A 22,747-nucleotide genomic window follows, 5' to 3' on the forward strand; every position below is an offset into this window, starting at 1 on the left:
TCGGTTGTGGTTATTGGGTTGTCCCAGATGCAAACCGCCCTTGCGGCAGCCTCGTCATCTGCGGCATCCCAAGTGCGTGGAGCCATCCAGCCACCATCGCCCCGCTTGGCCTCGCTGCGCGAATGACAAGCCAGGCGATTCCTCCACCCACCCATGAAGAGTGCCACTGCTGGATGAGCTTCACAGGTGCCTCCCCATCTTTCCACGAGGCTCCTGTTCACTCATCCGCAGTCACGCTACGATGATGCGGCTGCGCCGGATCAATACAAAACTACGGGCGACCCAAGTTTTGAGGGCATGCAGGTTATCCACAGGGCGATGTGACCGGTCGTGTCACATTCATGGTAAGATGAGGGCATGGAAAAGATCATTCGAAAATCTGCGGGCGTGAAGTTCGAGAGCGATGTGCTCGGGTTCATCGACGGACTGGCGCGCGAGCAGCAGCGCAGCCGCAGCTTCATCATCAATGCCATTCTTCGGTGGTATGTGAAGTGGCTTGCGGAGCAGCATGAACAAAAGGTCGAGACAGCGAAGCCCGTGCCGGTCATTCGGCTTTAGCACACAACCATGGAGCACACGGTTACGGAAAATCGAATCGTCCTCTCTGCACCAAAGGCACCCAGCCCGGCGGCTTCAACATTTCGGGGCTTCAGACCGCCGACCTCGAACACGACTTACACGCCGAACCAGTTCTTTGACGTGGTCATTCCGAACTTCTCGCGTGGCGTCGTGCGCATCGTCGGCTACCTCATTCGCAAAACGCTTGGATGGTGCGATGCCAATGGCAACCCGCAGGAGGAACAGATCGAAGCGTCCTACAGTGAGTTGGAGCACAAGGCGGGCATAAGCCGCGACATGATCCGCAGTGCCCTTGATGATGCTCTTAACGCTCACATCCTCGCATGCGTTCGCGAAGGACGACCGAAACTGGCGCATGATGCCGGCCAGTCGGCGCTCTATGCCTTGAACTGGAGTGGGGCGGCCTACACCACCCGGCCTGCCGAGTTCCGGGGCTTTTTTGAAGGCGACGGCAATCGCACAGATATCCCAAACGAGTTCTTTGATGTCGTGATTCCCAATGAACCCCTCTCAGTCATCAAGGTCGTCGGCTCGGTGATCCGTCACAGCATCGGCTTTCAGACCAAGCATGGCCGTCGTCGTCAGCAGGTGGCGCTCTCCTTCCAGCATATTCAAAATTACGCCCACATTGGCAGCCGTTCCGACCTCGCCAAGGCCGTGCGCACTGCTCTGGAAAAGAACTACATCATCCGTGTGGCCGACGGCGTGTTCAGTCATCGTTTCGATGAACGACGCAGCGCGACCTATGCCCTGCGCTGGTCGGATTCCCTGATCGGTCAGAAAATCGCACCAGCGGTTGGTCAGTCAGAAAAGCAGACTAGCAACGGTCAGATTTCCGAACCAGTCGATCAGTCAGAAATTCAGACCAGTATTGAAACGAAACCAGGAAATGAAATTATAAACAGGCAACCGGCGGCAGACACCCAGCTTGCGCAAAAGCTTATCGCCATCGGGTTCAGCGCGAAGACGGCTGCCAAGTTGATCCGGGAGCACCGCCCACAAGTCATCGAAGAACAAATCGCCTGGCTGCCGCTTCGGGCTCCGGCAAGGAGTCCGGCAGGACTCTTGCGCCGGGCTATTGAGCAGGGATGGCCTGCACCGTTAAAACTACGGGCGACCCAAGTTTTGGGCACTTCTGGTTGGGAGTTCGCCCGATGTTTCTACGCCGCCTATGGCGGGAATCGCGGCGAACCGGTGAATGAGCCTTCGCCACACGAGGCCCAAGTAGCTGAAATCTTCGTGGAGCGTCTTGTCCGAGCCAGTGGCGGTCAGAACACTCCCGCCGAATGGGGGCGCGTTATCGGCCAGATGGCGCGTGAACAGCGGAACCCGTTCCCATCGCTCCAGCTCGCGATTCGGCAGCTAGGCGATGGCTACCTCGTCCGAGTCGAGAAGCAGCGCCTGCATACTCAGCTCGTGACGATCACCGAGCGCCGGGAGCAGCATGAGAAGACCCATCGCACAGCATGGCTCGCTTGGTTGAACGAGCAGCAGGCGGAAATGCAACGCAGCAGCCCGGACGACTATGCCCGCTACACGGCTAAGCGTGAGCGCGAACGAGTCGAATTGGCCGCCGATTCGAAACCTTGGGCAAAGCGCGTGCTCGATCACTTCGATACCGAGACAGCGCAGATAAACGCCTTCCGCGAATTCTTCGGCCTCCCGGACTTTTGGCAATGGGATGCCGACATTAACAGCCAATCATTTCAAACCAACGCATGAAAATCATCACCGTCATCAATGCCAAGGGCGGTTGTGGCAAGAGCACCATCGCTATGAACCTCGCCAGCGGCCTGGCTCGCTACGGCCATCGCGTCCTGCTCATGGATCTCGATCCTCAGGCCCAGGTCACCCAGTGGCTCGCCGCAGGGGACGGCCTCACCTCGGAGGGCACCCTCGTCTCCGCGCTCACGCAGCAGCAGTCACTCAGTGAAGTCATCCAGCCCACTGGCTTTGAACGCCTGTCGTTCGTCGCCAGTTCCGATGGACTCGAAGACCTCGGACGCGAGATCAGCCAGACTGAAGGCTATCCGTCCATGCTCACTCAATTGCTCGCCGAGGAGCACATCGCCGACCGCTTTGACTTCATCGTCATCGACTCGCCGAATCAAATTTCGCCAATCATGGAGAACGCCATCTTTCCCGCCGATGCTTTCATCGTCCCGTTCGAGAGTACGAAGGCCGTGAGGAGCTACGCCAGCATCTACAAGCTCCTCGTCAAGCTTCGCTCAGGCAGTGACTTTCACATGCTACATGTGCTGAGCAATTTGACCCGTCTGCCGGGTTTACGGAAGCGTGTCCTTACGCTGCTCCGTGATGATGGCATCGCCGCCGCTCGCAGCGAGATTCGCTCCTGTGGCTGGATGGCACAGGTGGATGAAAATGGTGGCAGTATTTTCCACTACCGCCCGCTGTCCAAAGGCGCGCAGGACATGGCCGCCCTCGTCGAAGAGGTGCGGGAATTATTCAGTAACGGGCCACAGGCCCACCCGGAGGCAGCGGCTGCCGTGAGTTCATCAGCTGAACCTCACCACGCCGAGGCCGCCTCAGCATCAGCATGACCAAACTACCCGAAGGCAAAAGCCGTCTCGATCTCGTCAAAGCCGGCCTCATGGGCGGGCTGCCGAAACGAGGCCGCTTCATCGTATCCATTGAACGGCTCCAGGAAGACCCCGACAACGAACGTAAAAATTTTAACAACATGGACGACATGATCGAGTCTGTCCGTCGTCACGGCATTATCGAACCGATCACAGTCACCCAGGATGGCGACCGCTATCGCATTCTCACCGGCCACCGCCGCTTCCGTGCCGCGAAGGCTGTTGGTCTCGCCGAAGTCGAGGTGCTCGTGCGTGAACCGGATGATGAAATCACCCGTCGTTTTAAGAGTCTCATTTCCAACATCCAGCGTGAAAACATTGGTGCCGTCGAACTGGCGGAAACCCTGCGCGCGCTGCTTGATTCCGATTCCGTCGCGACCCAGCGTGAACTTGCCACCCAGGTAGGGAAGAGCGAGCAGTGGGTGAGTGGCATTCTCCGCATCCTGGAACTGCCTGCTCGACTGCAGGAGGAAATGCGCACCACGCCTGGCATCGGCTACGAGATGGCCCTACGCATCGCCAGGGTGGGGGATTCCCAGCTTCAGGAGGAGCTGATCACTGCCGCCAAAACAGGGGAGAGCACTCGCAGCATCCGTGCCCGAATCGAGAATCATCATGCCCAGCAAGGTGTCAGCCCGTCTCGAAATCCTCGCGCTACTTCGGTCATTCAATTCAAACACCGGCAGGGAAGCTGCACCGCCACCCTCCGAGCGAAACGCGAACCCCAGGCGAGGGAAGCGATGCTCGAAGCGTTGCGCCACCTGGAGAAGCAGGTGCGGGAGGACGACTCGCTGCGTTGATTCACACCCTCGACAACCCCATACCATTTGATATAATCCAACCATGCCAATCACCATTGAACACATCAAACAGGAAATCCGCAGCCTCGCACCCAACGAGGTGGATCACTTGCTGCGTGATCTTCAGAGTGAATACTCCATGCCTTTGGTCGGAGAGGATGCTTCCGTTGTTGAAGCGGCATGGGATGCCGAAATTGCCGAGCGTGTGAAGGATGTTGAAGAAGGGCGGGTTACGCTAATCTCAGGCGCAGAGTTGCAGCGTGGCACCGATGCCTTGTTTGCTGAACTCGGCATCAAGCGCCTGGCATGAGAATCGACTTCGACATTCATCCCGCTGCGCAGACCGAGTTCTATGATACCATCCGGCACTACGCCGCCTTGGATGAGCAGGATCAACCACTCGCCGCCGCCTTCGATGCGACCTTCAACCGGCATTTGAGCCTCATCCTCGACAACCCGCTGATCTACAATCTCCGCCGTCCTCCGACCCGTCGCGCCAATCTCACTCCGCGCTTTGACGAACACTACATCGCCTACATGGTCTGGCGGGAACGTGTTGTCATTCTCGCCATTGCCCATGCCAAACGCCGCCCCTACTACTGGCGCAACCGTGTCAGTGAGGCGAAAAAACTGTTCTGATTCGCGTCAGCGTAGGGCACTCACCCATCAATACTGCGATTCACACCACACAACGCTGAATCCGTCAAGACCACGACTTTTTACAGGGCTGCTTCGAAGCAGCTCTTTTGATTTTCCCACGAGTCGATCAAGGACACGTCGAACCAACTACGGGCGACCCAAATTTGCTCAAGGACAGCGACAAGTCAAAAACCAGCATTGAAGCCATTTTTACGGGGTCATGTCGCGAAACAGATATTGGGCGACACGGTCAAACCCCTCTCTTCACCCCTATTTACATGGTATGTAGGGGCACGCGAAAAATCGCGGCGGAGCGCTGACGCGCGAACCACGATTGCACGGCCTCACTGAGCGGCGATTCGCGCCAGGGCCTTGTCACGGGTGCCCCCACGTGTTCGGGCTCAACGCCCGACTTCACGCGGTTTCCTTCGGCGACAAGGACTTGATCGACCTGTGGATAAAGGTCATGGCCGGAACCGGGCTACCCGCCCTCGGCCAATGACCAACCGCGTGAAGTCGGGCGCTGCGGCCCGCCGGTCTATCGACGGACGGCCTTCGCCCAAACACGTGGGGGCACGACTGCTCACTATCACACGACTCGGCGCACGACGCGGTGAAAACTAGTTCGCGCGACTCGTGATATACTACCCTTATCATTCAGCCGCCGAAGCCAGTCGCTGATTACCCACAGGGCTCGCCCACAACGCGCTTGCTCAGTGTCTTGCCAGACACGCACCAACCACACGACGGGTGCGTTCGTCCGGCTCATCAATCAAGGAGCGGCGGCTGGCTTGAGCAGCATGAACGATCATTTCCTTCACATCGGTAAACGCGAAGTCTGGGGCGGCGAGGTGCCGTTCGGGTTCGATGTGGCCGATGCCCGCTTCCACACCTACGTCATTGGCAAGACCGGCTCAGGAAAGACCACGCTGCTGCGCAATCTCATCCTGCAGCTCATTCTCCAAGGGCATGGCGTTGGCTTGATCGATCCGCATGGCGACCTCGCGGAGGAATTGCTCGATCACATCCCGCCCTCACGCGCGGAGCAGACCGTGTATTTCCATCCCGGCGATGCGGACTTCCCCATCGGACTGAACTTGTTCTCCCAGACGCACGAAGATGATCGGCATCTCATCGCGTCCGGCATCGTGGGGGCGCTCAAGAACCTCTGGCACGATTCCTGGGGGCCACGACTGGAGTTCATCCTGCACAATGCCGTGGCCGCCCTCTCACATTGCCCGAACACTTCCCTGCTCGGCGTGAATCGAATGCTTACCGACGAGGCCTACCGGCAGTGGGTCGTGCGTCAGGTGTGCGATCCGTTTTTGAAGGACTACTGGATGAACGAGTTCGAGAGCTACGATGAACGATTCAAACGGGAGGCCATCGCGCCGATTCAGAACAAGGTGGGTCAACTGCTGCTCTCCCCTATCATCCGCAACATCGTGGGCCAGGTGAGTAGCAAGGTGAGCATTCCCTTCGTGATGGATGAAGGCCGCATTTTCATCGCCAACCTCGCCAAAGGCCAGATCGGACACGACAAAGCAAACCTGCTCGGCTCGTTGCTCGTGACACAGTTCCAGCTTGCCGCCATGGCCCGCAGCCGACAACCCGAGTCCGAGCGCCGTGACTTCTACCTGTTTGTCGATGAGTTCCAAAACTTTGCCACTGAGTCCTTTACCAGTATCCTCGCTGAAGCCCGTAAATATCGGCTCAACCTCACACTGAGTCATCAATACATCACGCAGCTCTCGCCCACGGTGCGCGATGCCGTCTTCGGCAATGTCGGCACGCTCATCGCCTTCCGAGTCGGCTTCACCGATGCCGAGCACCTGCACGGCGAATTCGGCGAGGAATTCCACGCGCGACAATTCGTCGATCTCCCACGCTACGAAACCCTGATCCGTAGCCAGTCATACGACGGTTCCATGCATTTCCAACGCGCTCGATTGATGGCTCCCATCGAAACAAATCAAGGTCGGCGTGAGAAACTGATCAAAAGGAGTCGGGAGCGGTTCGCAACGAAGCGTGTCGTGGTGGAGGAGAAGCTGGAGCGGTGGCTCAAGGAGTCGTTCTGAGTCAGCCATCTTGTCAGACTATGCATGTATTTGATATGCTCATAGTGGAGCAGTCAGGGGCCGAGGAAGCGCGGTGGTCAGTCTGAATCCTGCCTCACAACGAGGTGGGCTTCATCTGACCATCAGCAACACCGCCCCATGAGCACCTCTGCAAAGTTCAAAGATCCTTATCAGACTGTCACCGACATCATCATCAACCACTTGGAAAATGGCGTCGTTCCCTGGCGCTGTCCGTGGCAACGTGAGGTTGGCATGCCTCGAAACTTCCACACCGGCAAAACCTACAAGGGCGTCAACGTGCTCTTGCTGGGTTTGCGCCACCTGCCATCGCCCTACTGGCTGACCTTCCGCCAAGCCCTGGAGTTGGGCGGCCATGTTCGCAAAGGCGAGCGCGGCGCTCATGTGATCAAGGTGGGCGAATCTCCACCTTCACAAAATGAGCGTGAACATGCCAAAGAATCCGACGAGCCGCAGCGCAAGCGTTTATTCCTTCGTGAATACACCGTCTTCAATGCGACGCAGATCGAAGGCATCGCGTTCCCTGCGGCGCTGAACATTCCCTTGCTCAGCCCGCATGAACGCATCCAAGCCGCCGAACAAGTTGTCGCTGAGATGCAGCTTCCGCCCGTCATTGAGGAAGGATCGACCACCGTGGCTTGCTACCGGCTGGCAACGGACACGATCCACATGCCGGCCTTCGCGAGCTTTGAGAGCGCCGAGGCATTTTACCTAACGCTCTATCATGAGGCCATCCACTGCACAGGCCATCCAAACCGACTGAACCGCGAGAGCCTCATCAAGCACGACGGGTTCGGAGGGAAAGTGTATTCCCAGGAAGAACTCGTTGCCGAGATGGGCGCAGCATTCCTTGGGATGGAGACGCACCTTGTGCACGATGCACATGAGCAGTCCGCTGCCTACCTCCAAAGCTGGCTCGACGTCCTGCGCGTGAAGGAACATAAGCGTTGGATCATCAATGCTGCCTCTAACGCTGGCAAGGCTGCGGACTTCATACTGAACCGGGCGAGCCGCGATGGAAGCTCGACCACGTCGAGTGTGACGACCTGAATCAAGAAGCCTCTCCCATACCCGGAGAGGCTTCGTTCGTGTTACAATGAAGGCATGCAGAGCAAACAGCAGCGGCTCCCGCGCTTCACGCGTGATCCTGATGCCGCTGGATCATTTCAATTCACCAGGCGCGATCTGACCATTCTCAGCATTGTCGCCGAACATCGCTTCATTCGATCCGAATGGATTGTTCGTCTGGCTGGAGGCAGCGAACAGCAGGTGCTTCGCAGGCTCAGTCTGCTATACCATCACGACTATCTGGATCGACCGCGCGCTCAGCTCGACTATCATCACCGTGGCGGTTCGCACAGCATTATTTATGGCCTTGCTTCTCGCGGAGCGGGTCGTCTTCGACGCGACTTGAACATGCCTTTTGACCGGATGGACTGGACGACGCGAAACCGCAGCATCGGGCGGTTGTTCCTGGAGCACACCGTTCTGGTCAGTGACTTCATCGCCACTCAGCTCTGCCATGGTTCGCGAGGGGCGAGCTTCATTTCAGCGGATGACATTGAGAAGCCGAAAGGCCGTGAGGAAAGTCACCAGCCATTCCGTTGGTCGGTCAAACAATGCAACGGACGCAGTGCAACCGTCGTGCCTGACAAGGTGTTCGCCTTTGAGACGCAGCAGCCTGATGGTCGTGTCGTGCGGACCCACTACCTTGTCGAAGCAGACCGTGGCACGATGCCGATCACGCGCAGCAACAAACGACAGAGTTCTGTCATGCAAAAGCTGCGCACCTACCACTTGCTCAGCCAGAAGCCGGGTTCGCTGCCGCCAAACACTTTGGTGGTGCTGCTTTCAATCTCCGAGCAAAGGCTCAACAACATTGTCCAAGCCATTGCTGATGCAGGTTTGCCGAAGCGTCTGTTCAAAATGGCGCACTACAACGACATGGTGATTCATCCACCCGTCAGCGTTGGAACACAGGAAACGATGTCTCGTCAAGTGCCGTCAATTCAAGTCGCCTGATACCATGAGCTGTGGAGGTGTTCGCATGACGCAGACATCCCGCAAACACCAAGACAGCTCATTATCATCCCATGGCAAAAGCATTCATCGACTTCACGGCAGTCAAGGCCGCCGTGTCGTTTCAACAAGTGCTGGAGCATTACGGTCTGACGACCAGCATGCGCAGCGTTCGCAATGGCGACGGCCTCGAAGGCCCTTGCCCGATTCATGAAGGCACCAGTCAGGACATCTTCAAAGTGACCCTTTCGAAGAACTGCTGGTTCTGTCACAACAGCCAATGCAAGTGCGGCGGCAATCACCTCGACTTCGTCGCGAAGATGGAGAACTGCAATGCACACGAAGCGGCGATCAAGCTCGACCAGTGGTTCAACCTTGGTCTGGCTGGCAAAGCGGAGTCCGCTCCGCAGCATCGCGATAGCGCGCCTGCTCGCTCAGATCCTCCAACACATGAGCAACCGCTGCAACGCCGTCAGCAATTGCCACCATCGCGGACTAGCAGCCTGCCGTCACCGGCGGCTGAAGCAACAGTCGCGGAGGAACCTCCAGAGGACGCGGACGACAACGTGCCTCTGTCCTTCAAGCTGGAGAACCTCAAGACGGATCATGCCTACTTCGCCGAACGCGGGCTCACACCCCAAACGGTGGAGTTGTTCGGACTCGGCTTCTGTGGCAAAGGAACCATGTCGGGTCGCATTGTCATTCCAATTCACAACAAGGATGGCGAACTCGTCGGGTATTGCGGACGCTGGCCCGGCAAACCGCCGGAAGATCGTCCGAAGTATAAACTGCCCAACGGCTTCAAGAAGAGCGCCGAGGTGTTCAACCTCGACCGCGCTTCGCAGGAGGAGAAAGGGCTGCCATTGATCGTGGTCGAAGGGTTCTTTGATGTGATGAAGCTCTGGCAACTGGGTTTTCATCGCGTCGTGTCCATCATGGGCAGCTCCCTGTCGGCACGACAGGAGGCAGTCCTTGTAGCGGCATCCGAAGGACGCTCCGGCATCATCCTGATGCTCGACGAGGACGAGGCGGGACGCATGGGCCGCGACAAGGCTCTGCTGAGACTCGCAAACAAACTGTTCGTCCGGGTGGTGCCACTTCCCCAGGAAGGCGCTCAACCCGATCATCTGACTGAAGGCGAGCTGCATGCTCTGCTGGATTGAAAACACATGACTGACGACCATCACCATGTTCATTCTCTATCCACAGACGGCCCGGTTTGCATTTGGCCAGCTTCTCGCCACACCAGGAGTGCTCACGGAGGTTTCCACCGAGGACATTTCATCAGCGCTCGCCCGTCATGCGATGGGCGACTGGGGCGATCTTGGCCAGGAGGACATCGACGCGAACAACCTCGCTCTCAAAGAAGGCACCAGGCTCTTCTCCTCCTATCGTTCCTCCACACGCGTGAAGTTCTGGATCATCACTGAATGGGATCGCTCTGCCACCACGGTGCTCCTGCCCAGCGAGTACTAAAAAACACCCACCTTGGACTTTCGTCCAGGTGGGCTTTTTTGTGGATGCCCCTATTTATTCGTTGAGGAGATCATCGACAAACCGCTGGAAATCATGATCGAGGAAGGATTTGCGCTCTTCCCAGACATGCCGGGGAATCGGACGGCTGAGAATGCCTTTGATGTCGCGTTTCATGCCGTCCAGGCTGATCACCTCCCGGTCGAGCATGGCGCGATACCAGCAGTGGATGTGCAGGATGAGAAAGGTGACGAATTGCGCTTCCTCGCCGGTCACCGGCTTGCGGGACAAGTCTGCCTTGGGATCGCGGACCCGGGCCAGCGCGGGGTTGTTCTGGCTTTTTTCCCAGATGTTTCGATGCTGCTCCGTGAGCTTCAGGAGGTTGTCGATGCGGCGTGAACGAGCCGAGTCCCGAAAGCTGACAGCAGTGTAGGAAAGGCTGGAGATAATGCCGACCGCTGAGATCAGGTCGAAGACATGAGGTCCTATCCATGATAGAAGGCTGGTCATCATGCTCCCATTGTAACATGGGAGCGACGCTGAAAACCAGTGGCCTCAGGATTTGGCAGGAATGTCCGACCTGGCATCCACAAGGATGCGGCGCGGCATGCGAACGATGCGCTCGTCCGAGCCGCAGCCTGCGGTTGTAGGCAGAAGGGATTTGGCGGCATCGGTGATGTCGATGCCGATGATGGCGAAGTCGCCATCTGCCAGCTCCCAGATGTCTGGACAGTTGTCAGCGGCAGGGGTGCTCTGGCCGTTGGCGTGCGGATCGGGGCCGATTCTACGAAGGAAGGTCATGATAATGAGAGGGTTAGATCAACCTCACCAACACGCTACAACTGTAGCGTGGCAAAGTCAAATTCGATTCCTACAATCGTAGCGTGTTTGATGTCTCCAAGATCAGCAGCCTGTTGTGCGCAGCATTGAGTGACGTGCTGCGCGAGGCACGTCTCGCCGCTGGCCTTTCATTGGGAGCGGTTGCCGAGCTTTCCGGACTCAACCGGCAGGCCATTACTTTCATCGAACGAGGTGATCGCAACCCCACCACCGAGACCCTGGCGAAGCTTTCACTCGCGCTTGGATTACTGCCCTCAGAGGCATGGAATCGAGCCGAAAAGCGTATGGAGTCGCGGGAGAAAAAAGCTATCTCTCTTTCAAGAGTCAGAAAAAATCTCAAAGGATCATGAAGCCGCTTCCATCATTGCTATGCTGTCGTGAAGCCCTTGGACTGGGAACAGGGCTCATGATGTTGCTGGCATTGCCTTGGCGGGTGGTGATGGTGTTGGAACCCGGATGGCTGTTGCTCGTTTTGCTGGTGATTGCCTGCATGGCCGGGTTTGCCGGGGGCGGGGTTTCTGTTCAGCATGGCAACGATCCTTCTGCTGCGCTTCGCTTTGGAGCATGGACGGCTTTTCTGGCGGCCTTGGTGGCAGCCTCCATCTTTGCCTTGTCCTCCAGGTTGATGGAGAGCTGGATTTTCGTGTTCAAGGCGGGCACCGCAGGCCTGCTTTCGCTGCTGCCGGTTACGTTTTATGGCATGGTGTGCTCAGGAATCGCCGCCCTCACTCTCGCACGCCAGGACGCACCGACGAGTCCTGCCACTCCCGCTTCGCCGCCGTCCTCGGCGATGATCTGGAGTCTTCGGATTCTCATCGCCCTGCTTTTGATGCTGGCAGTCGTGCTGCCCCCGGCCTCTCCCCTGCGGTTTGTGGCTCCGCAGCCCACGCCTCAGTTCCAGCGACCGGTGCAGACAGCAGCACCCCGGCCTGCGTTTGCGTTCACACCTTCGCCGGACATTGAACATGCGAGCGCGATGCAGTGGCGCTTTCTCAAACAGCGTGAGGTGTCCGGCGTGGATGCATCCACGCTCGCACTATCGCCTGATGACCGCTATGTCGCATGTCTCGCCCGCGAGCAACAGGCCGTCCAGGTGATCGATTTGCGCACAGAGGCCGTCTGGCACGTGAACCTGCCGGGCAAGGTCGAGCACTTCTCCTTCAATCCCTCGGGAGAACGCCTTCTTGCGGTCTGGCTCCTGGATGGCGAGAGGTTTTACGGGGTGGCTGACATCCGGGGCGGACGTGTGACGACGCTGCCCAAGCCGCGCAAAGGCATTGTGCCATCCGGCACTCCGTTCTGGTGGAAGGACACCAAGGTGCTGGTCGTACAAAATCAGGACCGCCTCATGCTGAACCTCGACAACCTGGAGATTGATGACGCGGCACAGGACGAGGAATGGAAGGCGCTCGATCCCTTGATCCAGCAGAAGCTCACACGCGAGGTTGTTCCTGCCCTGATGGACAAGGCGCAGTGGCAATGGGAGGTGCGCCGGTTCATCCGCCGCAGCGAGCTGCCGGAAATCGCCGGTCAGTCAAAGTGGCCTCTCACGTTGGAACGCTGCCTCGCAATCAGTCATCCGCTGCTGGATTGCATGACCGTTTTCCCGTCGCTGGACGTGAAGGAGGGCGAGCGGCTTTGCTCCACCCGTGATGGATCGGTGGTGCTGCGCACCCTTGATGGCGTTCTGCACCTCTACTATTTTGACGTGGAGCCGCTCCCTGATCTGGTGTGGAAAATCGCGATGCCCCATGCGCCGGAGGACGGTGAACATGGGAAGGATGTGACCCGCGCGCTTGAGTCCGGGCAGCTTGCGGCTCTGGTTTATCGCCCCATGATCAATCCGTTGAACCAGAAGGTGGTCGGGCCGCTTCGTGAGGAGGCTCTTGGCGTCCTGCGCTTCCTGGAATGGAAAGGCAAGGAGGCGACGGTGTATCTGTGGCAGCGCCGTTCCCCCATCAAGGAGGGCGACATCATCGCCGATGTCTGCTCGCTGACGGATGAGCCGGAAGGTGAACTGCTGACGCTCAACACGCTTCACCGCTGGTGGTCGCGCCTGCCTGCAACGAACGGCGGCTCCCTCACGCCTCCGAAGGCGAGCTTGCGCCACGAACAAACTTCGGTTGTTAAAAAGCGGGAAGGTGAGCAGAACGCCGTTCAGGTGGCACGCGAGGCCGCCGAACGCCGCAAACGTGAGGAGGAGGATGAGGCAGCGTCCGTGCGCATGGCTGCGGAAAAGACAGCGGCCATGGAGGCGGAGCGCAAGGCGGCGGAGAAAGCTGCGCTTACCGACGAGGTCGCGCCCAAGCTCAAGGACATGGTTGTCCGCTTTGTGACGGCACATCACAAGAAATCCCTCGAAGGCGACGTGCAGGGCATGGTGGCCGACTACGCCGACAAGGTGGACTATTTCACCAACGGCATGGTGGACCGTGATTGGATTTGGCGGGACGAGGCGACCTATCACAACGCACACCTCATGTTCGAAGAGCGGGTCATCGGTGATATGACAGTGAAGCACTCGACACAGGGCGATGGCTACGCGGTTTCCTATGATTTGCGCCTCCAGGCCCAGAACATGGGAACGCGCAAAGCCGTTGGTGGCGTTTTCTCGGTGAAGATGGTGATCACTCATACCTCGGAGGGCATGCGCATCATCCTCCAGCACTCGGAAAAGAAACCCTGACCATGTTCGGCCTCTTCAAACGCAAACGCCCGCACGTGTATTCGCAGTGGATCACGCCGCTGTTGGAATTCTCCAGCGACACGGCGAAGTTTTATGAGGCCATCGAGGAGGGGTTTAAGGCGTGGCAGTTGCCGGAACTGGTCACGGAGCGGATCATTTACAAGGACGGCAGCTTTCTCTCGCCGGGCCGGGAGTATCTGCGCGTGCGGCGCGAGTCGCTGGTGTTCGACATCGTTTCAGCTAAGTTCGGCGCAAGCTGGTGGTGGTTTTCCTGCCGCAGCTCGGTGCTCCAGCGTTCCCTGCGGGGCTGGGAGATCATCGTGTTTCTGGCGGCGGTGGGTGCCTTTGCCGCCAGCTACATCTACACCTTCGGCCCGGTGATCGGTGGCGTCGCACTTGCCAGCACCCTGCTCATGCTGCTGACCGTGATGGTCGCCGCGCGCTCATGGAACGGCCTCGACGATCTGCTGCTGCGTCTGCCGGTGATCGGCGCGTTGTACGAGGCCGTGTTTCGAGCCGAGAGCTACTACCGTGACGACACCCGGCGGATGTATGTCTCGGTGGTGGACTATCTAGTGCGAGAGAAGGTGCGGGAATTTGCCGCTGCTGCGGGGGTTAACGATGTGCAGTTCCATCAAGTCTCCGACATCCAGCAGATCACCACCTTCACCGACCGCATGACAAGCTTTGCCGACATGGTGGTGGAGAAGGCGGCGGAAAAAGCGGGCCAGGCGGTGGAACATATCGCGAAGGCATCAAAAATCTGATGCGATGAAGTCCGTACACGAACTGCTGTGCGAGAACTTCGGGCGCTGGGAAATCCGTGGTCGTGGCGTGCTGACTTTTCCTGACCCAGTGTCACCACGCCCACCGTTTGCACCGTTCCCAGGCCATCGGGTGCCGAGCTTCAGCACGGGTGCTGACAGTATGCGCCATACCAGGGTGAGTGGTTTCCTCGCGCGATTGGGTTCGTTGGTGCGTGGCGAGGCAGAACAACAGCTCGCGCTCCGAGCCAATGCTGAGGAGGACTCAAGCAACGACACGATTGAGCCGCACTGGTGCGAGGATGAAGCTGCTTGGGTGGAGTTGAAGATGCTGCTGCCGGAAGGCTTGCAGGTGACACGCGAAGCGATGGTGCCGTTGCTCACCAGCATCTCGTTGTCCGAGCATCCGGTGGTCTTCGAGATCATTGGCACCTCTGCTGGCACATGGGTGCAATGGGTGGTGGATGCCACGGATGCGGCAGACTTGCAGCGCCAGATGCAGGCGCACTTCCCGCAGGTGAAGCTCTCGGTTTTGACGGACGGGCTGGCGCAAGTCTGGCCGGACAACGAGGCTGCTGAAATCGTTGCTGTTGAGTTTGGTCTTGGTGAACCGTTCATGCTGCCGCTGGCTACAGTGAAAAATGATCCCTTCGTGGCCTTGATCGGGGCGTTGACCGCACTGGCAGAAGAAGAGGCGGGGTTATATCAGGTCATTTTCACACCGTTGTCTGAACCGTGGTCAAGCGAGGCGATTGCGGCGGTGACGAAGGCGGATGGCAAGCCGTTCTTTGATGACGGAGCGGCACTGGTGAAAGGTGCCCAGCAAAAGACCGAAGGGCCGCTGTTTGGTGTGGTGGTCAGACTTGCTGCAGCCGCATCCTCCTATGACCGGTCATGGCAGATCGTACGAAGCATGGCACCAGCCTTGCGAAATTTTACACGCCCAGGTGGCAATGAATTCGTTCCGTTGCGCAATGACGACTGCGATGCATCTGAGCATGCGGCAGATGTGCTGCTGCGTCAGTCGCGTCGTTGTGGCATGTTGTTAAATCTGGACGAACTGACCGGCTTGGTTCACCTGCCATCGGCTGCGGTGCAGTCGAAACATTTCATTCGCAGCGCCGCCAACACGCGAGGTGCTCCTGTTGCCAGGCCTGATCGTGAGCGGGTGTGCATCGGCATGAATCGCCATGAAGGCGATGAGACCGAGGTCTGGCTGACCCGCGAGCAGCGGGTGCGCCACTGCCACATTCTGGGCGGCACCGGCACAGGAAAGAGCACGCTCATGTTTTCGATGATCCAGCAGGACATCGAGAATGGCGCAGGCATCGCCGTGCTCGACCCCCATGGTGATCTCATCGACCGGGTGCTTGGCATCATCCCGCCGGAACGTCTTGGCGATGTGGTGCTGTTCGATCCGTCGGACGAGTCATTCATCGTCCCGTTCAACATCCTCTCGGCGCATTCCGACTTCGAGAAGCAGCTGCTCGCCAGCGATCTGGTCTCCGTGTTCCAACGCCTCAGTACGAGCTGGGGTGATCAGATGAACTCGGTGTTTCAGAACGCCGTGCTCGCGTTCCTCGAAAGCAGCGAAGGCGGCACCCTCGCCGATTTGCGGCGCTTCCTCATTGACCAGGCCTGGCGCGACCAATTCCTGCAAACCGTCAGTGACCCCGATGTCCGCTACTATTGGAAGCGCGCTTTCCCCCAGCTCGGCAGCAGCCGCAGCATCGGCCCGATCATCACGCGGCTTGAAACTTTTCTCTCTCCCAAGCCGATTCGCTACATGGTGTCGCAGCGCGAAAACCGCATCGACTTCGGCGCGATGATGGACAGTGGAAAAATCTTTCTCGCCAAGCTGCCGCAAGGGCAGATCGGACGCGAAAATGCCTACCTGCTCGGCAGTCTCGTCATGACCAAGTTGCAGCAGATGGCCATGAGCCGCGCCCGGATGAGTGCCGCGCAGCGCCGTCCGTTCTATTGCTACATCGACGAATTCCAGCATTTCATCACGCCATCGCTGACTGAGATTCTGTCTGGCGCGCGCAAGTATGGCCTGGGGTTGGTGCTCGCCCATCAAGACCTCAAGCAACTGGAGCGTGACAAGGATGTCGCCAACTCGGTGCTGTCGAACGCCTTCACGCGTGTGGTGTTCCGGGTCGGTGACAGCGATGCGCGAACGCTGGCGGAAGGATTTGCCCACTTCGAGGCGCGCGACCTGCAAACCCTTGCCATCGGTCAAGCCATCTGCCGCATTGAAACTGCCGATCATGATTTCAATCTCTCGGTGACCTTGCCTGAGGAGATTGATGAGGATTCCGCAGCGGAACGTCGTGCCGAGGCGATCAACATTTCTCGCTCAGTTTATACCGTTCCACGCAAAGAGGTTGAAGCCGAATTGTTGAAACGATTCGAGGCCGAGGAGGCCGCTGCCAACCAGCCCAAGGAGAAGCGCGTCAGGCAATCGGAACCGGCGGCCATTCGCCAGCAAGCATCGCCGGAGCCCAAACCGGTCATGGCGGAACCGCCAATGGCTGAGATTGAGCCTCCCATCCCAACACCAGAAGCCGCACCCGTCGCAACCGAAGCAACAACCACGCCTGCTCCCCTGCCTTCAGAGCCTGGCAAGGGTGGTTATCAGCATCGCATTTTGCAGGATCGAATTCGTGCGGTGGGCGAACAGCGAGGATTCCGGGCAATGCTCGAAATGCCGGTCGGAGCCGGACGCGAAACCATTGATGTGGGTTTGGTTCGCAGCGACATGCGTATCGCCTGCGAGATCTCCGTGACCACCACAGTCGATCACGAGGTCGGCAACGTGCGGAAATGCCTTCGCGCAGGATTCGATTTGATCGCGGTCATCACCGCGAATGAACGTCGGCTCAGGCAGATCGAAGCTGCCGTTGCAGGGTACCTTGACGCTGCTGACGCCGCATGTGTGAAGTATTTTCAGCCGGAGGAGTTCCTGGCGTTCGTCAATGCCCTGCCTCAACCGGTTGAATCACCTTCCATCCCCACGGCACCCACGCCGACTGAAACTCAGCGCAAAGGCTATCGAGTCAAAAGAGTCTTTACCGCCCTCACTCCAGAGGAACGGACGACGAAAGAAAATGCCGCGTTCAAGCTGCTTTCCGAGGAGATGAGACTTCCACCACCTAGTTGAAATAACCCAACACAAGAGTTTCGCTTTAATAACCAGTTTGATTTTGCTTTCATGTGTGCTAATGAACACTATGAAAGCGGCCAACCCTCCCCTCTCTCCCAGCGACCAAAGCATCCCAGTCGGTATCTGGATTCGAGTCTCGACTGACCAGCAAGCGCAGGGCGAAAGCCCGGAGCACCACCTCGCGCGTGCGCGGCACTATGCCGCGTCCAAGGGATGGGATGTGCGCGAGGTCTATGATCTGGCGGGCGTGTCCGGGAAGTCCGTCCTCGATCACCCTGAGGCGAAGCGCATGCTGCGGGACATCGAACGCGGGCACATCAAGTCGCTGATCTTCTCCAAGCTCGCGCGCCTTGCACGCAATACGCGCGAGCTTTTGGAACTCGCCGAAAGGTTTCGCGCCAAGGGAGTCAATCTCGTCTCACTCCAGGAAACACTCGACACCAGCACGCCCTCAGGAATGCTGTTCTTCACCATCATCAGCGCCATGGCGGAATGGGAGCGGGCTGAAATTGGTGACCGGGTTAAGGCTTCCATAGCCATTCGCGCCAAGCTCGGCAAGCCGCTGAGCGGCAAGACTCCCTATGGTTATATTTGGAAGGACCAAAAACTACAGCAGGTGCCCGCAGAGGCCGCCATCAGAAAGCTGATCTATGAACTGTTTCTCAAGGAAAAACGGCTCGGTGCCGTCGCCCGGCTCTTGAATGAAATGGGCCACCGCACCCGCACCAACTCCAAGTGGACCGACACTTCCATTGGCAGATGCATTGCAGACTGGGCGGCCAAGGGAACCTACCGGATCAATGTGCGACGCAACACCGGCCCGTGGAAATGGGAGATCAAGGATGAAAGCGAATGGGGTATGGTGCCCTGCGAGCCGCTTGTCAGCGAGACGATGTGGAACGAAGCCAACCAGCTTTTGGAGGAGCGGCGCTCGACTCCCAAGAAGCGCCCCGGCCCCAAGCCCGTGCATCTCTTTGCCGGCCTCGTGTTCTGCGAGTGTGGCAAGAAGATGTATGTCGGTCCCAACACCCCGAAATATGTCTGCACCGGCTGCCGAAACAAGATCCCGATGGTCGATCTTGAAGAGGTGTTCGTCGGTGAAATCCACGATGTGTTTTCCAACAAGGCCAAGCTCGCCGAGCAAATCTCAGCCACCGAGCGCAACCTTGCTGACAAAGAGAAGATGCTCACCACGCAGCGCCAGGAGATCGAACAAGTGCGCGAGGAAATGGCGAAAACGCATCGCCTCTACCTCGACGGCCACATCGTCCTTGCCGATTTTGGCGGCTATCACAAACCTTTGGCCGACCGCCTCACACAACTCCAGACCGAACTTCCCAAACTCGAAGCCGAACTCGATTACTTCAAAGTCCGCAGCGTCAGCGCAGATGCCGTGCAAGTCGAAGCTGACACCCTCTACAACAACTGGCCCCAGCTCCCGGACGAGAACAAACGCCGCATCATCGAAGGCATTGTCGAACGAATCGAGATCAAGAAAGACCGCCCTGAAATCGAGATAACCTTCTCATCCACAGCTCCTTCTGAAGACATGACAACAAACCAACAGAGCCTGAGGGAGCACGGAAATTAGCCGGTGGTGAAGCGAAACCGCGCAGCGGTGCAGCGGGAACCACCGGAACCTGCCATGACATCATACACATTCTGGAACGCCTGCCGAAGGTAGGCGGGAAGCGCACAGCCGCGCAGCGCCAACGAGGAGCCCGCGCACGCCTCTCGCATACCTCCGGCATGCGCCCTTGATCAATGGGGGCGGGTTCGCGTGATCCGGTGGTTCTCGCTCGCCAAGCCTCGCTTCACCACCGGCTACCTTCCGTGCTCCCTCCGGGAGCGGGAAGACAGCATCACCACGGCGAGTGTGATTCGCTCCACTTCATCCAGCAGTCTCAGCAATGCAGCCGCCAGCGGCGAGCTCGACTCCATGCATAAAATAACCGGCCTCGTTCTTCCTGCCCATAAATCTGTCCCCCTGATCCACGCGCCTCACCACCCCCGCGTCATCCACCTGCCGCCTCCGGCACCGCCGTACGAATCCGTCCCCGTTTTGAAACATCCCCAGCTCTGCCGCTGTAGAACTCCCACCATGAACCTTTGGTTGAAGCAGCGCAGCGCTCCAGCGCTTTGTCCTGATCGACGTCGGCTTTTGAAGTCGATGTCTGCGGGCGTCCTCGGGCTGGGAGTGCCGGAGTGGCTGGCCTTGCAGGCGAGGGCGGGCAATGCGAGCGGCGCCGTGCAACCCGGGCAGGCGAAGCGTGTGCTGGTGATCTATGAAGAGGGCGGCATCAGCCAGATGGACTCGTTTGATCCGAAGCCGGATGCGCTGCTGGATCACCGGTCGCCGTTCAAGCCGATCCCGACGAGCGTGCCGGGCACTCATTTCTCCGAGCTCATGCCGCTCACGGCGAAGCAGGCGCATCGGCTCGCCGTCGTGCGCTCGATGACTTCCGCGCCCACGGCGGGGCACAAGGAGTGCTGCCAGGAATTTTTCAAAGGCTACCGCAACACCAACGCCTTCGACTTTCCCGACATCGGCGCGGTGGTGACGGAGCTCATGGGCACGGAGCGGCCCGAGATGCCGGGCTACATCTTTTGCCCGGGCATCAACATGCCCAATGCCATCACCAGCACGGGGTTTCTGCCCGCGAGCCGCGCGCCGTGGAAGCTCGGCACCAAACAGCTCGGCGAAGACCTCAGCGATCCCGCGTGGAAGGTGCGCTCCCTGGAGCTGCAGGCAGGGCTGGGGCGCGAGCGGCTGCTCGAGCGCTATCGCCTGCTGGAATCGCTCGATGACGGTGCCGTCGCGCAATCGACCGCAGGGCAGTTGATGAAGGGGCACACCAAGCATGCGCTGGATCTGCTCACGAGCGACGAAGCCAAGCACGCGTTTGATCTTTCACGCGAGTCCAGCAAAACACGCGACCGCTACGGGCGCGATCATCGCGGCAGCTGCTACCTGCTGGGGCGGCGTTTGATCGAGTCCGGCGTGCGTTTTGTCACCGTCACCTGCATCCAGCCGCCGGAGCACGTGAAGCGCCCCGGCATCGGCCAGCCGGGCGGTGTGTTTCTGAACTGGGATCATCACGAAGGCATCTACAACAACGGGCCCTGCGGCGGCCCGCAGGGCAGCAGCAATCAAGAGCGCTACGGCCTGCCGCATCCGGTGATGATGCCCAGCCTGGACCGCTCCTTCAGCGCGCTGATCGAAGACATGCACGAGCGCGGCCTGCTGGCCGAAACGCTCGTATGTTTCGTCACCGAGATGGGCCGCACCCCGCGCATGAACAAGAACGGCGGGCGGGATCACTGGGCGCGCGCGATGTCCATCGCCTTTGCCGGAGCCGGCTGCCCCGGCGGTGCCGTCATCGGCGCCACCGACCGCGAAGGCGGCGATGTGACCGATGCGCTCTACACGCCCTACGACTACGCCGAAACGATCTACCGCAAACTCGGCTTCAGCGAGAGCCAGCGCCTGGCAAGGCCCAACGGCGTCGCCGTGCCCCTCTCCGATGGCGGCCGTGCGATCCGTGAGTTGTTTTGAGCGGGTGGCTGCAAGCTTGTGGGGAATGCATGATAGGAACTGGTATGTTCTCAAGAAGAACTGGCATGAATGGCACGCGGTCAAGGGGATAAACCGTGGGTTTGGAGCTGGAAATGCGAGTGAGTCAAGATGGGCCAAAGACAGCAAACTGACGCTTCGAGATGCGCGCGGCACTTCCCCCGAACACCGCGAAAAGATCAGGAGCGAAGCCAGCGCGACAGCGTCTTGGACTGCGGTGACAAAGATGCACGGCGCAAGCCTGCATCGGCGGCACCGCTTTCGCGTGGTGGAGCGCATTCTCCGGCCTCAGCATGCCGTCCGGCCTGCGAAAGCGGCGTCGCGCCCAGGCTTGCCGCCGCACTCCAAGACGCTGTCGCGCACCCGCAGGCACAGGCTGCTGACCAACGAAACGAATGACACCCACGCCCTTTACCGAGCGCCATTCTGAGCTTTTGACCACACTGCAATAATGAGCTCAAGAGTCATTTGATGATGAGTGCATGCTGAATGAGAGTGAATGCGCACTCAAGCTCCCTCCCCATCCCCCCGTGTGTAAAACACGCTCCGGCCTCGCCCATGTCGCAGCATCAGCCCGCTGTCCACCAGTTCGGCCATTTTGACTTTGAGGGTGTTGTGGTTTGCTCCGGTGGACTGCTGCACGCTCTGGAGCATAAGGTGGCAGCATGGCCTATCCATTCAATAGCCATTAATAGCCATTCCATAGCCATTTTGAAATTCCTGCTCTGCACACGCATTTGGCACTGGCTCAGTCATCCATCCTGCCCATGGGGTATGAACGGCAAAATCAAGCGCATTGCTATGTGGAGCATGGGCACCGGATGCCATTGACTTGAGACCGCCGCCAAGAAATCCCCAACCCAAAAAAAGAAAACGACCATGACCGCTCAAACCGCTATTTGGATCATCCTCGGTCCACGAGGAGTCCACGCAAGCCTCTCGCATACCTACGGCATGCGCCCTTGATCTTGGGGGCAGGGTTCGCGTGATCCGGTGGTTCCCGCTCGCCAAGCCTCGCTTCACCACCGGCTACCTTCCGTGCTCCCTCCGGGAGCGGATTGAAATGCGCCGCCGGTCACACGATCACAGGTTCACTTGCTCTCCCGGTGGCCTGCACCATTCGGCGAGGGTGATGTTGCCGCATGGCCTATCCATTCAATAGTCAATGATAGCCATTTCCCGCTGCCCTCAGCACTCCGCCCCGGCTTAACACTACCAGCAAATACCACGACACGCGCCCGGCAAAAGGCCGGACTGCCTCCAGAGGAGACAACCCGGCCCAAGCGGTGAGCTACGCTCAGTAAGAGCGGGTGGTGGTGGTCTCCGTCGTGCTGGACACGGGGACCTGGGACATGGGCATCCGGCGGGTCGTCGTTTCTTCCGTGGTGGTGGTCGTGGTGGGCGGCGGACGGCGGTCATCGTCGTCCATCGAGTCACAGCTGGAGAGGGTCGTGAAGGCGGCGGCGGCGAGGCAGCCGTAAAAGAGGGCGTGGTGTTTCATGGAGGTGGGC

Annotated in this window: 21 protein-coding genes; 17 read left to right on the top strand and 4 right to left on the bottom strand. The window is 58.9% G+C overall.

What is annotated here, in order from left to right; all coding sequences use genetic code 11:
• Window positions 1-357: 357 nt before the first annotated feature.
• The 11 genes from AC3RLQ_RS04055 to AC3RLQ_RS04105 all read left to right on the top strand — a co-directional run bounded on the left by AC3RLQ_RS04055 (window position 358) and on the right by AC3RLQ_RS04105 (window position 10,209).
• Window positions 358-558 carry a hypothetical protein gene (locus tag AC3RLQ_RS04055; protein WP_422323777.1) on the top strand — a complete coding sequence of 67 codons (201 nt, stop codon included), beginning with the start codon at window positions 358-360 and terminating at the stop codon, window positions 556-558.
• Between the two features lie 9 nt (window positions 559-567).
• Complete coding sequence (locus tag AC3RLQ_RS04060) at window positions 568-2,301, top strand: hypothetical protein (RefSeq protein ID WP_493034586.1); 1,734 nt, start codon at window positions 568-570, stop codon at window positions 2,299-2,301.
• Window positions 2,298-3,140 (top strand): ParA family protein, encoded by an 843-nt coding sequence (locus AC3RLQ_RS04065; RefSeq protein WP_422323773.1) that lies wholly within the window; start codon window positions 2,298-2,300, stop codon window positions 3,138-3,140. The genes AC3RLQ_RS04060 and AC3RLQ_RS04065 overlap by 4 nt, the downstream gene beginning before the upstream one ends.
• Window positions 3,137-3,979, top strand: a complete 843-nt coding sequence (locus AC3RLQ_RS04070) for a ParB/RepB/Spo0J family partition protein (protein ID WP_422323771.1) — start codon at window positions 3,137-3,139, stop codon at window positions 3,977-3,979. Before AC3RLQ_RS04065 ends, AC3RLQ_RS04070 begins: the two co-directional genes overlap by 4 nt.
• Before the next feature lie 43 nt (window positions 3,980-4,022).
• Window positions 4,023-4,289 carry an addiction module protein gene (locus tag AC3RLQ_RS04075; RefSeq protein ID WP_422323769.1) on the top strand — a complete coding sequence of 89 codons (267 nt, stop codon included), beginning with the start codon at window positions 4,023-4,025 and terminating at the stop codon, window positions 4,287-4,289.
• Complete coding sequence (locus AC3RLQ_RS04080) at window positions 4,286-4,618, top strand: type II toxin-antitoxin system RelE/ParE family toxin (protein ID WP_422323767.1); 333 nt, start codon at window positions 4,286-4,288, stop codon at window positions 4,616-4,618. The genes AC3RLQ_RS04075 and AC3RLQ_RS04080 overlap by 4 nt, the downstream gene beginning before the upstream one ends.
• Window positions 4,619-5,418: 800 nt before the next feature.
• Entirely contained in the window at window positions 5,419-6,696 is a 1,278-nt protein-coding gene (locus AC3RLQ_RS04085; protein WP_493034589.1) for a type IV secretory system conjugative DNA transfer family protein, read from the top strand.
• A 138-nt stretch (window positions 6,697-6,834) separates the two neighbouring features.
• Window positions 6,835-7,764, top strand: coding sequence for an ArdC family protein (locus AC3RLQ_RS04090; RefSeq protein ID WP_493034591.1), 930 nt, complete (start codon window positions 6,835-6,837; stop codon window positions 7,762-7,764).
• A 54-nt stretch (window positions 7,765-7,818) separates the two neighbouring features.
• Entirely contained in the window at window positions 7,819-8,736 is a 918-nt protein-coding gene (locus AC3RLQ_RS04095) for a replication-relaxation family protein (protein WP_422323761.1), read from the top strand.
• A 71-nt stretch (window positions 8,737-8,807) separates the two neighbouring features.
• Complete coding sequence (locus AC3RLQ_RS04100; protein WP_422323759.1) at window positions 8,808-9,896, top strand: toprim domain-containing protein; 1,089 nt, start codon at window positions 8,808-8,810, stop codon at window positions 9,894-9,896.
• A gap of 25 nt (window positions 9,897-9,921) precedes the next feature.
• On the top strand, window positions 9,922-10,209 hold the full coding sequence (locus AC3RLQ_RS04105; protein WP_422323757.1) for a hypothetical protein: 288 nt from the start codon (window positions 9,922-9,924) through the stop codon (window positions 10,207-10,209).
• Between the two features lie 54 nt (window positions 10,210-10,263).
• Here the strand turns inward: AC3RLQ_RS04105 and AC3RLQ_RS04110 are convergent, their stop codons facing one another.
• Complete coding sequence (locus AC3RLQ_RS04110; protein ID WP_422323756.1) at window positions 10,264-10,719, bottom strand: hypothetical protein; 456 nt, start codon at window positions 10,717-10,719, stop codon at window positions 10,264-10,266.
• Between the two features lie 42 nt (window positions 10,720-10,761).
• Entirely contained in the window at window positions 10,762-11,007 is a 246-nt protein-coding gene (locus AC3RLQ_RS04115) for a hypothetical protein (RefSeq protein ID WP_422323754.1), read from the bottom strand.
• A gap of 83 nt (window positions 11,008-11,090) precedes the next feature.
• On the opposite strand from AC3RLQ_RS04115, the gene AC3RLQ_RS04120 reads away from it, so the two are divergent.
• From AC3RLQ_RS04120 to AC3RLQ_RS04145, 6 genes are all read left to right on the top strand, one after another.
• Window positions 11,091-11,396, top strand: a complete 306-nt coding sequence (locus AC3RLQ_RS04120; protein WP_461523733.1) for a helix-turn-helix domain-containing protein — start codon at window positions 11,091-11,093, stop codon at window positions 11,394-11,396.
• Entirely contained in the window at window positions 11,393-13,732 is a 2,340-nt protein-coding gene (locus AC3RLQ_RS04125; RefSeq protein ID WP_422323750.1) for a hypothetical protein, read from the top strand. Before AC3RLQ_RS04120 ends, AC3RLQ_RS04125 begins: the two co-directional genes overlap by 4 nt.
• Before the next feature lie 2 nt (window positions 13,733-13,734).
• Complete coding sequence (locus AC3RLQ_RS04130; protein WP_422323748.1) at window positions 13,735-14,499, top strand: hypothetical protein; 765 nt, start codon at window positions 13,735-13,737, stop codon at window positions 14,497-14,499.
• Between the two features lie 4 nt (window positions 14,500-14,503).
• Entirely contained in the window at window positions 14,504-17,659 is a 3,156-nt protein-coding gene (locus tag AC3RLQ_RS04135; RefSeq protein ID WP_422323746.1) for a type IV secretion system DNA-binding domain-containing protein, read from the top strand.
• Between the two features lie 61 nt (window positions 17,660-17,720).
• Entirely contained in the window at window positions 17,721-19,253 is a 1,533-nt protein-coding gene (locus AC3RLQ_RS04140; RefSeq protein WP_461523735.1) for a recombinase family protein, read from the top strand.
• Between the two features lie 510 nt (window positions 19,254-19,763).
• The gene (locus tag AC3RLQ_RS04145) at window positions 19,764-21,218 is read left to right on the top strand and encodes a DUF1501 domain-containing protein (RefSeq protein ID WP_493034597.1); all 1,455 of its coding nucleotides are present in this window, start codon (window positions 19,764-19,766) and stop codon (window positions 21,216-21,218) included.
• Between the two features lie 696 nt (window positions 21,219-21,914).
• Here the strand turns inward: AC3RLQ_RS04145 and AC3RLQ_RS04150 are convergent.
• Complete coding sequence (locus AC3RLQ_RS04150) at window positions 21,915-22,166, bottom strand: hypothetical protein (protein ID WP_493034599.1); 252 nt, start codon at window positions 22,164-22,166, stop codon at window positions 21,915-21,917.
• 367 nt (window positions 22,167-22,533) lie between these two features.
• On the bottom strand, window positions 22,534-22,737 hold the full coding sequence (locus AC3RLQ_RS04155; RefSeq protein WP_493034600.1) for a hypothetical protein: 204 nt from the start codon (window positions 22,735-22,737) through the stop codon (window positions 22,534-22,536).
• Between the last annotated feature and the right edge of the window lie 10 nt (window positions 22,738-22,747).

This window comes from Prosthecobacter sp. GW821-HT29F12 (assembly GCF_058803405.1).

What these genes read in the sequence shown, in the direction of transcription:
- AC3RLQ_RS04055 (WP_422323777.1), top strand. Translation starts at nt 358, where the DNA reads ATGGAAAAGATCATTCGAAAATCTGCGGGCGTGAAGTTCGAGAGCGAT.
- AC3RLQ_RS04060 (WP_493034586.1), top strand. Translation starts at nt 568, where the DNA reads ATGGAGCACACGGTTACGGAAAATCGAATCGTCCTCTCTGCACCAAAG.
- AC3RLQ_RS04065 (WP_422323773.1), top strand. Translation starts at nt 2,298, where the DNA reads ATGAAAATCATCACCGTCATCAATGCCAAGGGCGGTTGTGGCAAGAGC.
- AC3RLQ_RS04070 (WP_422323771.1), top strand. Translation starts at nt 3,137, where the DNA reads ATGACCAAACTACCCGAAGGCAAAAGCCGTCTCGATCTCGTCAAAGCC.
- AC3RLQ_RS04075 (WP_422323769.1), top strand. Translation starts at nt 4,023, where the DNA reads ATGCCAATCACCATTGAACACATCAAACAGGAAATCCGCAGCCTCGCA.
- AC3RLQ_RS04080 (WP_422323767.1), top strand. Translation starts at nt 4,286, where the DNA reads ATGAGAATCGACTTCGACATTCATCCCGCTGCGCAGACCGAGTTCTAT.
- AC3RLQ_RS04085 (WP_493034589.1), top strand. Translation starts at nt 5,419, where the DNA reads ATGAACGATCATTTCCTTCACATCGGTAAACGCGAAGTCTGGGGCGGC.
- AC3RLQ_RS04090 (WP_493034591.1), top strand. Translation starts at nt 6,835, where the DNA reads ATGAGCACCTCTGCAAAGTTCAAAGATCCTTATCAGACTGTCACCGAC.
- AC3RLQ_RS04095 (WP_422323761.1), top strand. Translation starts at nt 7,819, where the DNA reads ATGCAGAGCAAACAGCAGCGGCTCCCGCGCTTCACGCGTGATCCTGAT.
- AC3RLQ_RS04100 (WP_422323759.1), top strand. Translation starts at nt 8,808, where the DNA reads ATGGCAAAAGCATTCATCGACTTCACGGCAGTCAAGGCCGCCGTGTCG.
- AC3RLQ_RS04105 (WP_422323757.1), top strand. Translation starts at nt 9,922, where the DNA reads ATGTTCATTCTCTATCCACAGACGGCCCGGTTTGCATTTGGCCAGCTT.
- AC3RLQ_RS04110 (WP_422323756.1), bottom strand. Translation starts at nt 10,719, where the DNA reads ATGATGACCAGCCTTCTATCATGGATAGGACCTCATGTCTTCGACCTG.
- AC3RLQ_RS04115 (WP_422323754.1), bottom strand. Translation starts at nt 11,007, where the DNA reads ATGACCTTCCTTCGTAGAATCGGCCCCGATCCGCACGCCAACGGCCAG.
- AC3RLQ_RS04125 (WP_422323750.1), top strand. Translation starts at nt 11,393, where the DNA reads ATGAAGCCGCTTCCATCATTGCTATGCTGTCGTGAAGCCCTTGGACTG.
- AC3RLQ_RS04130 (WP_422323748.1), top strand. Translation starts at nt 13,735, where the DNA reads ATGTTCGGCCTCTTCAAACGCAAACGCCCGCACGTGTATTCGCAGTGG.
- AC3RLQ_RS04135 (WP_422323746.1), top strand. Translation starts at nt 14,504, where the DNA reads ATGAAGTCCGTACACGAACTGCTGTGCGAGAACTTCGGGCGCTGGGAA.
- AC3RLQ_RS04140 (WP_461523735.1), top strand. Translation starts at nt 17,721, where the DNA reads ATGAACACTATGAAAGCGGCCAACCCTCCCCTCTCTCCCAGCGACCAA.
- AC3RLQ_RS04145 (WP_493034597.1), top strand. Translation starts at nt 19,764, where the DNA reads ATGAACCTTTGGTTGAAGCAGCGCAGCGCTCCAGCGCTTTGTCCTGAT.
- AC3RLQ_RS04155 (WP_493034600.1), bottom strand. Translation starts at nt 22,737, where the DNA reads ATGAAACACCACGCCCTCTTTTACGGCTGCCTCGCCGCCGCCGCCTTC.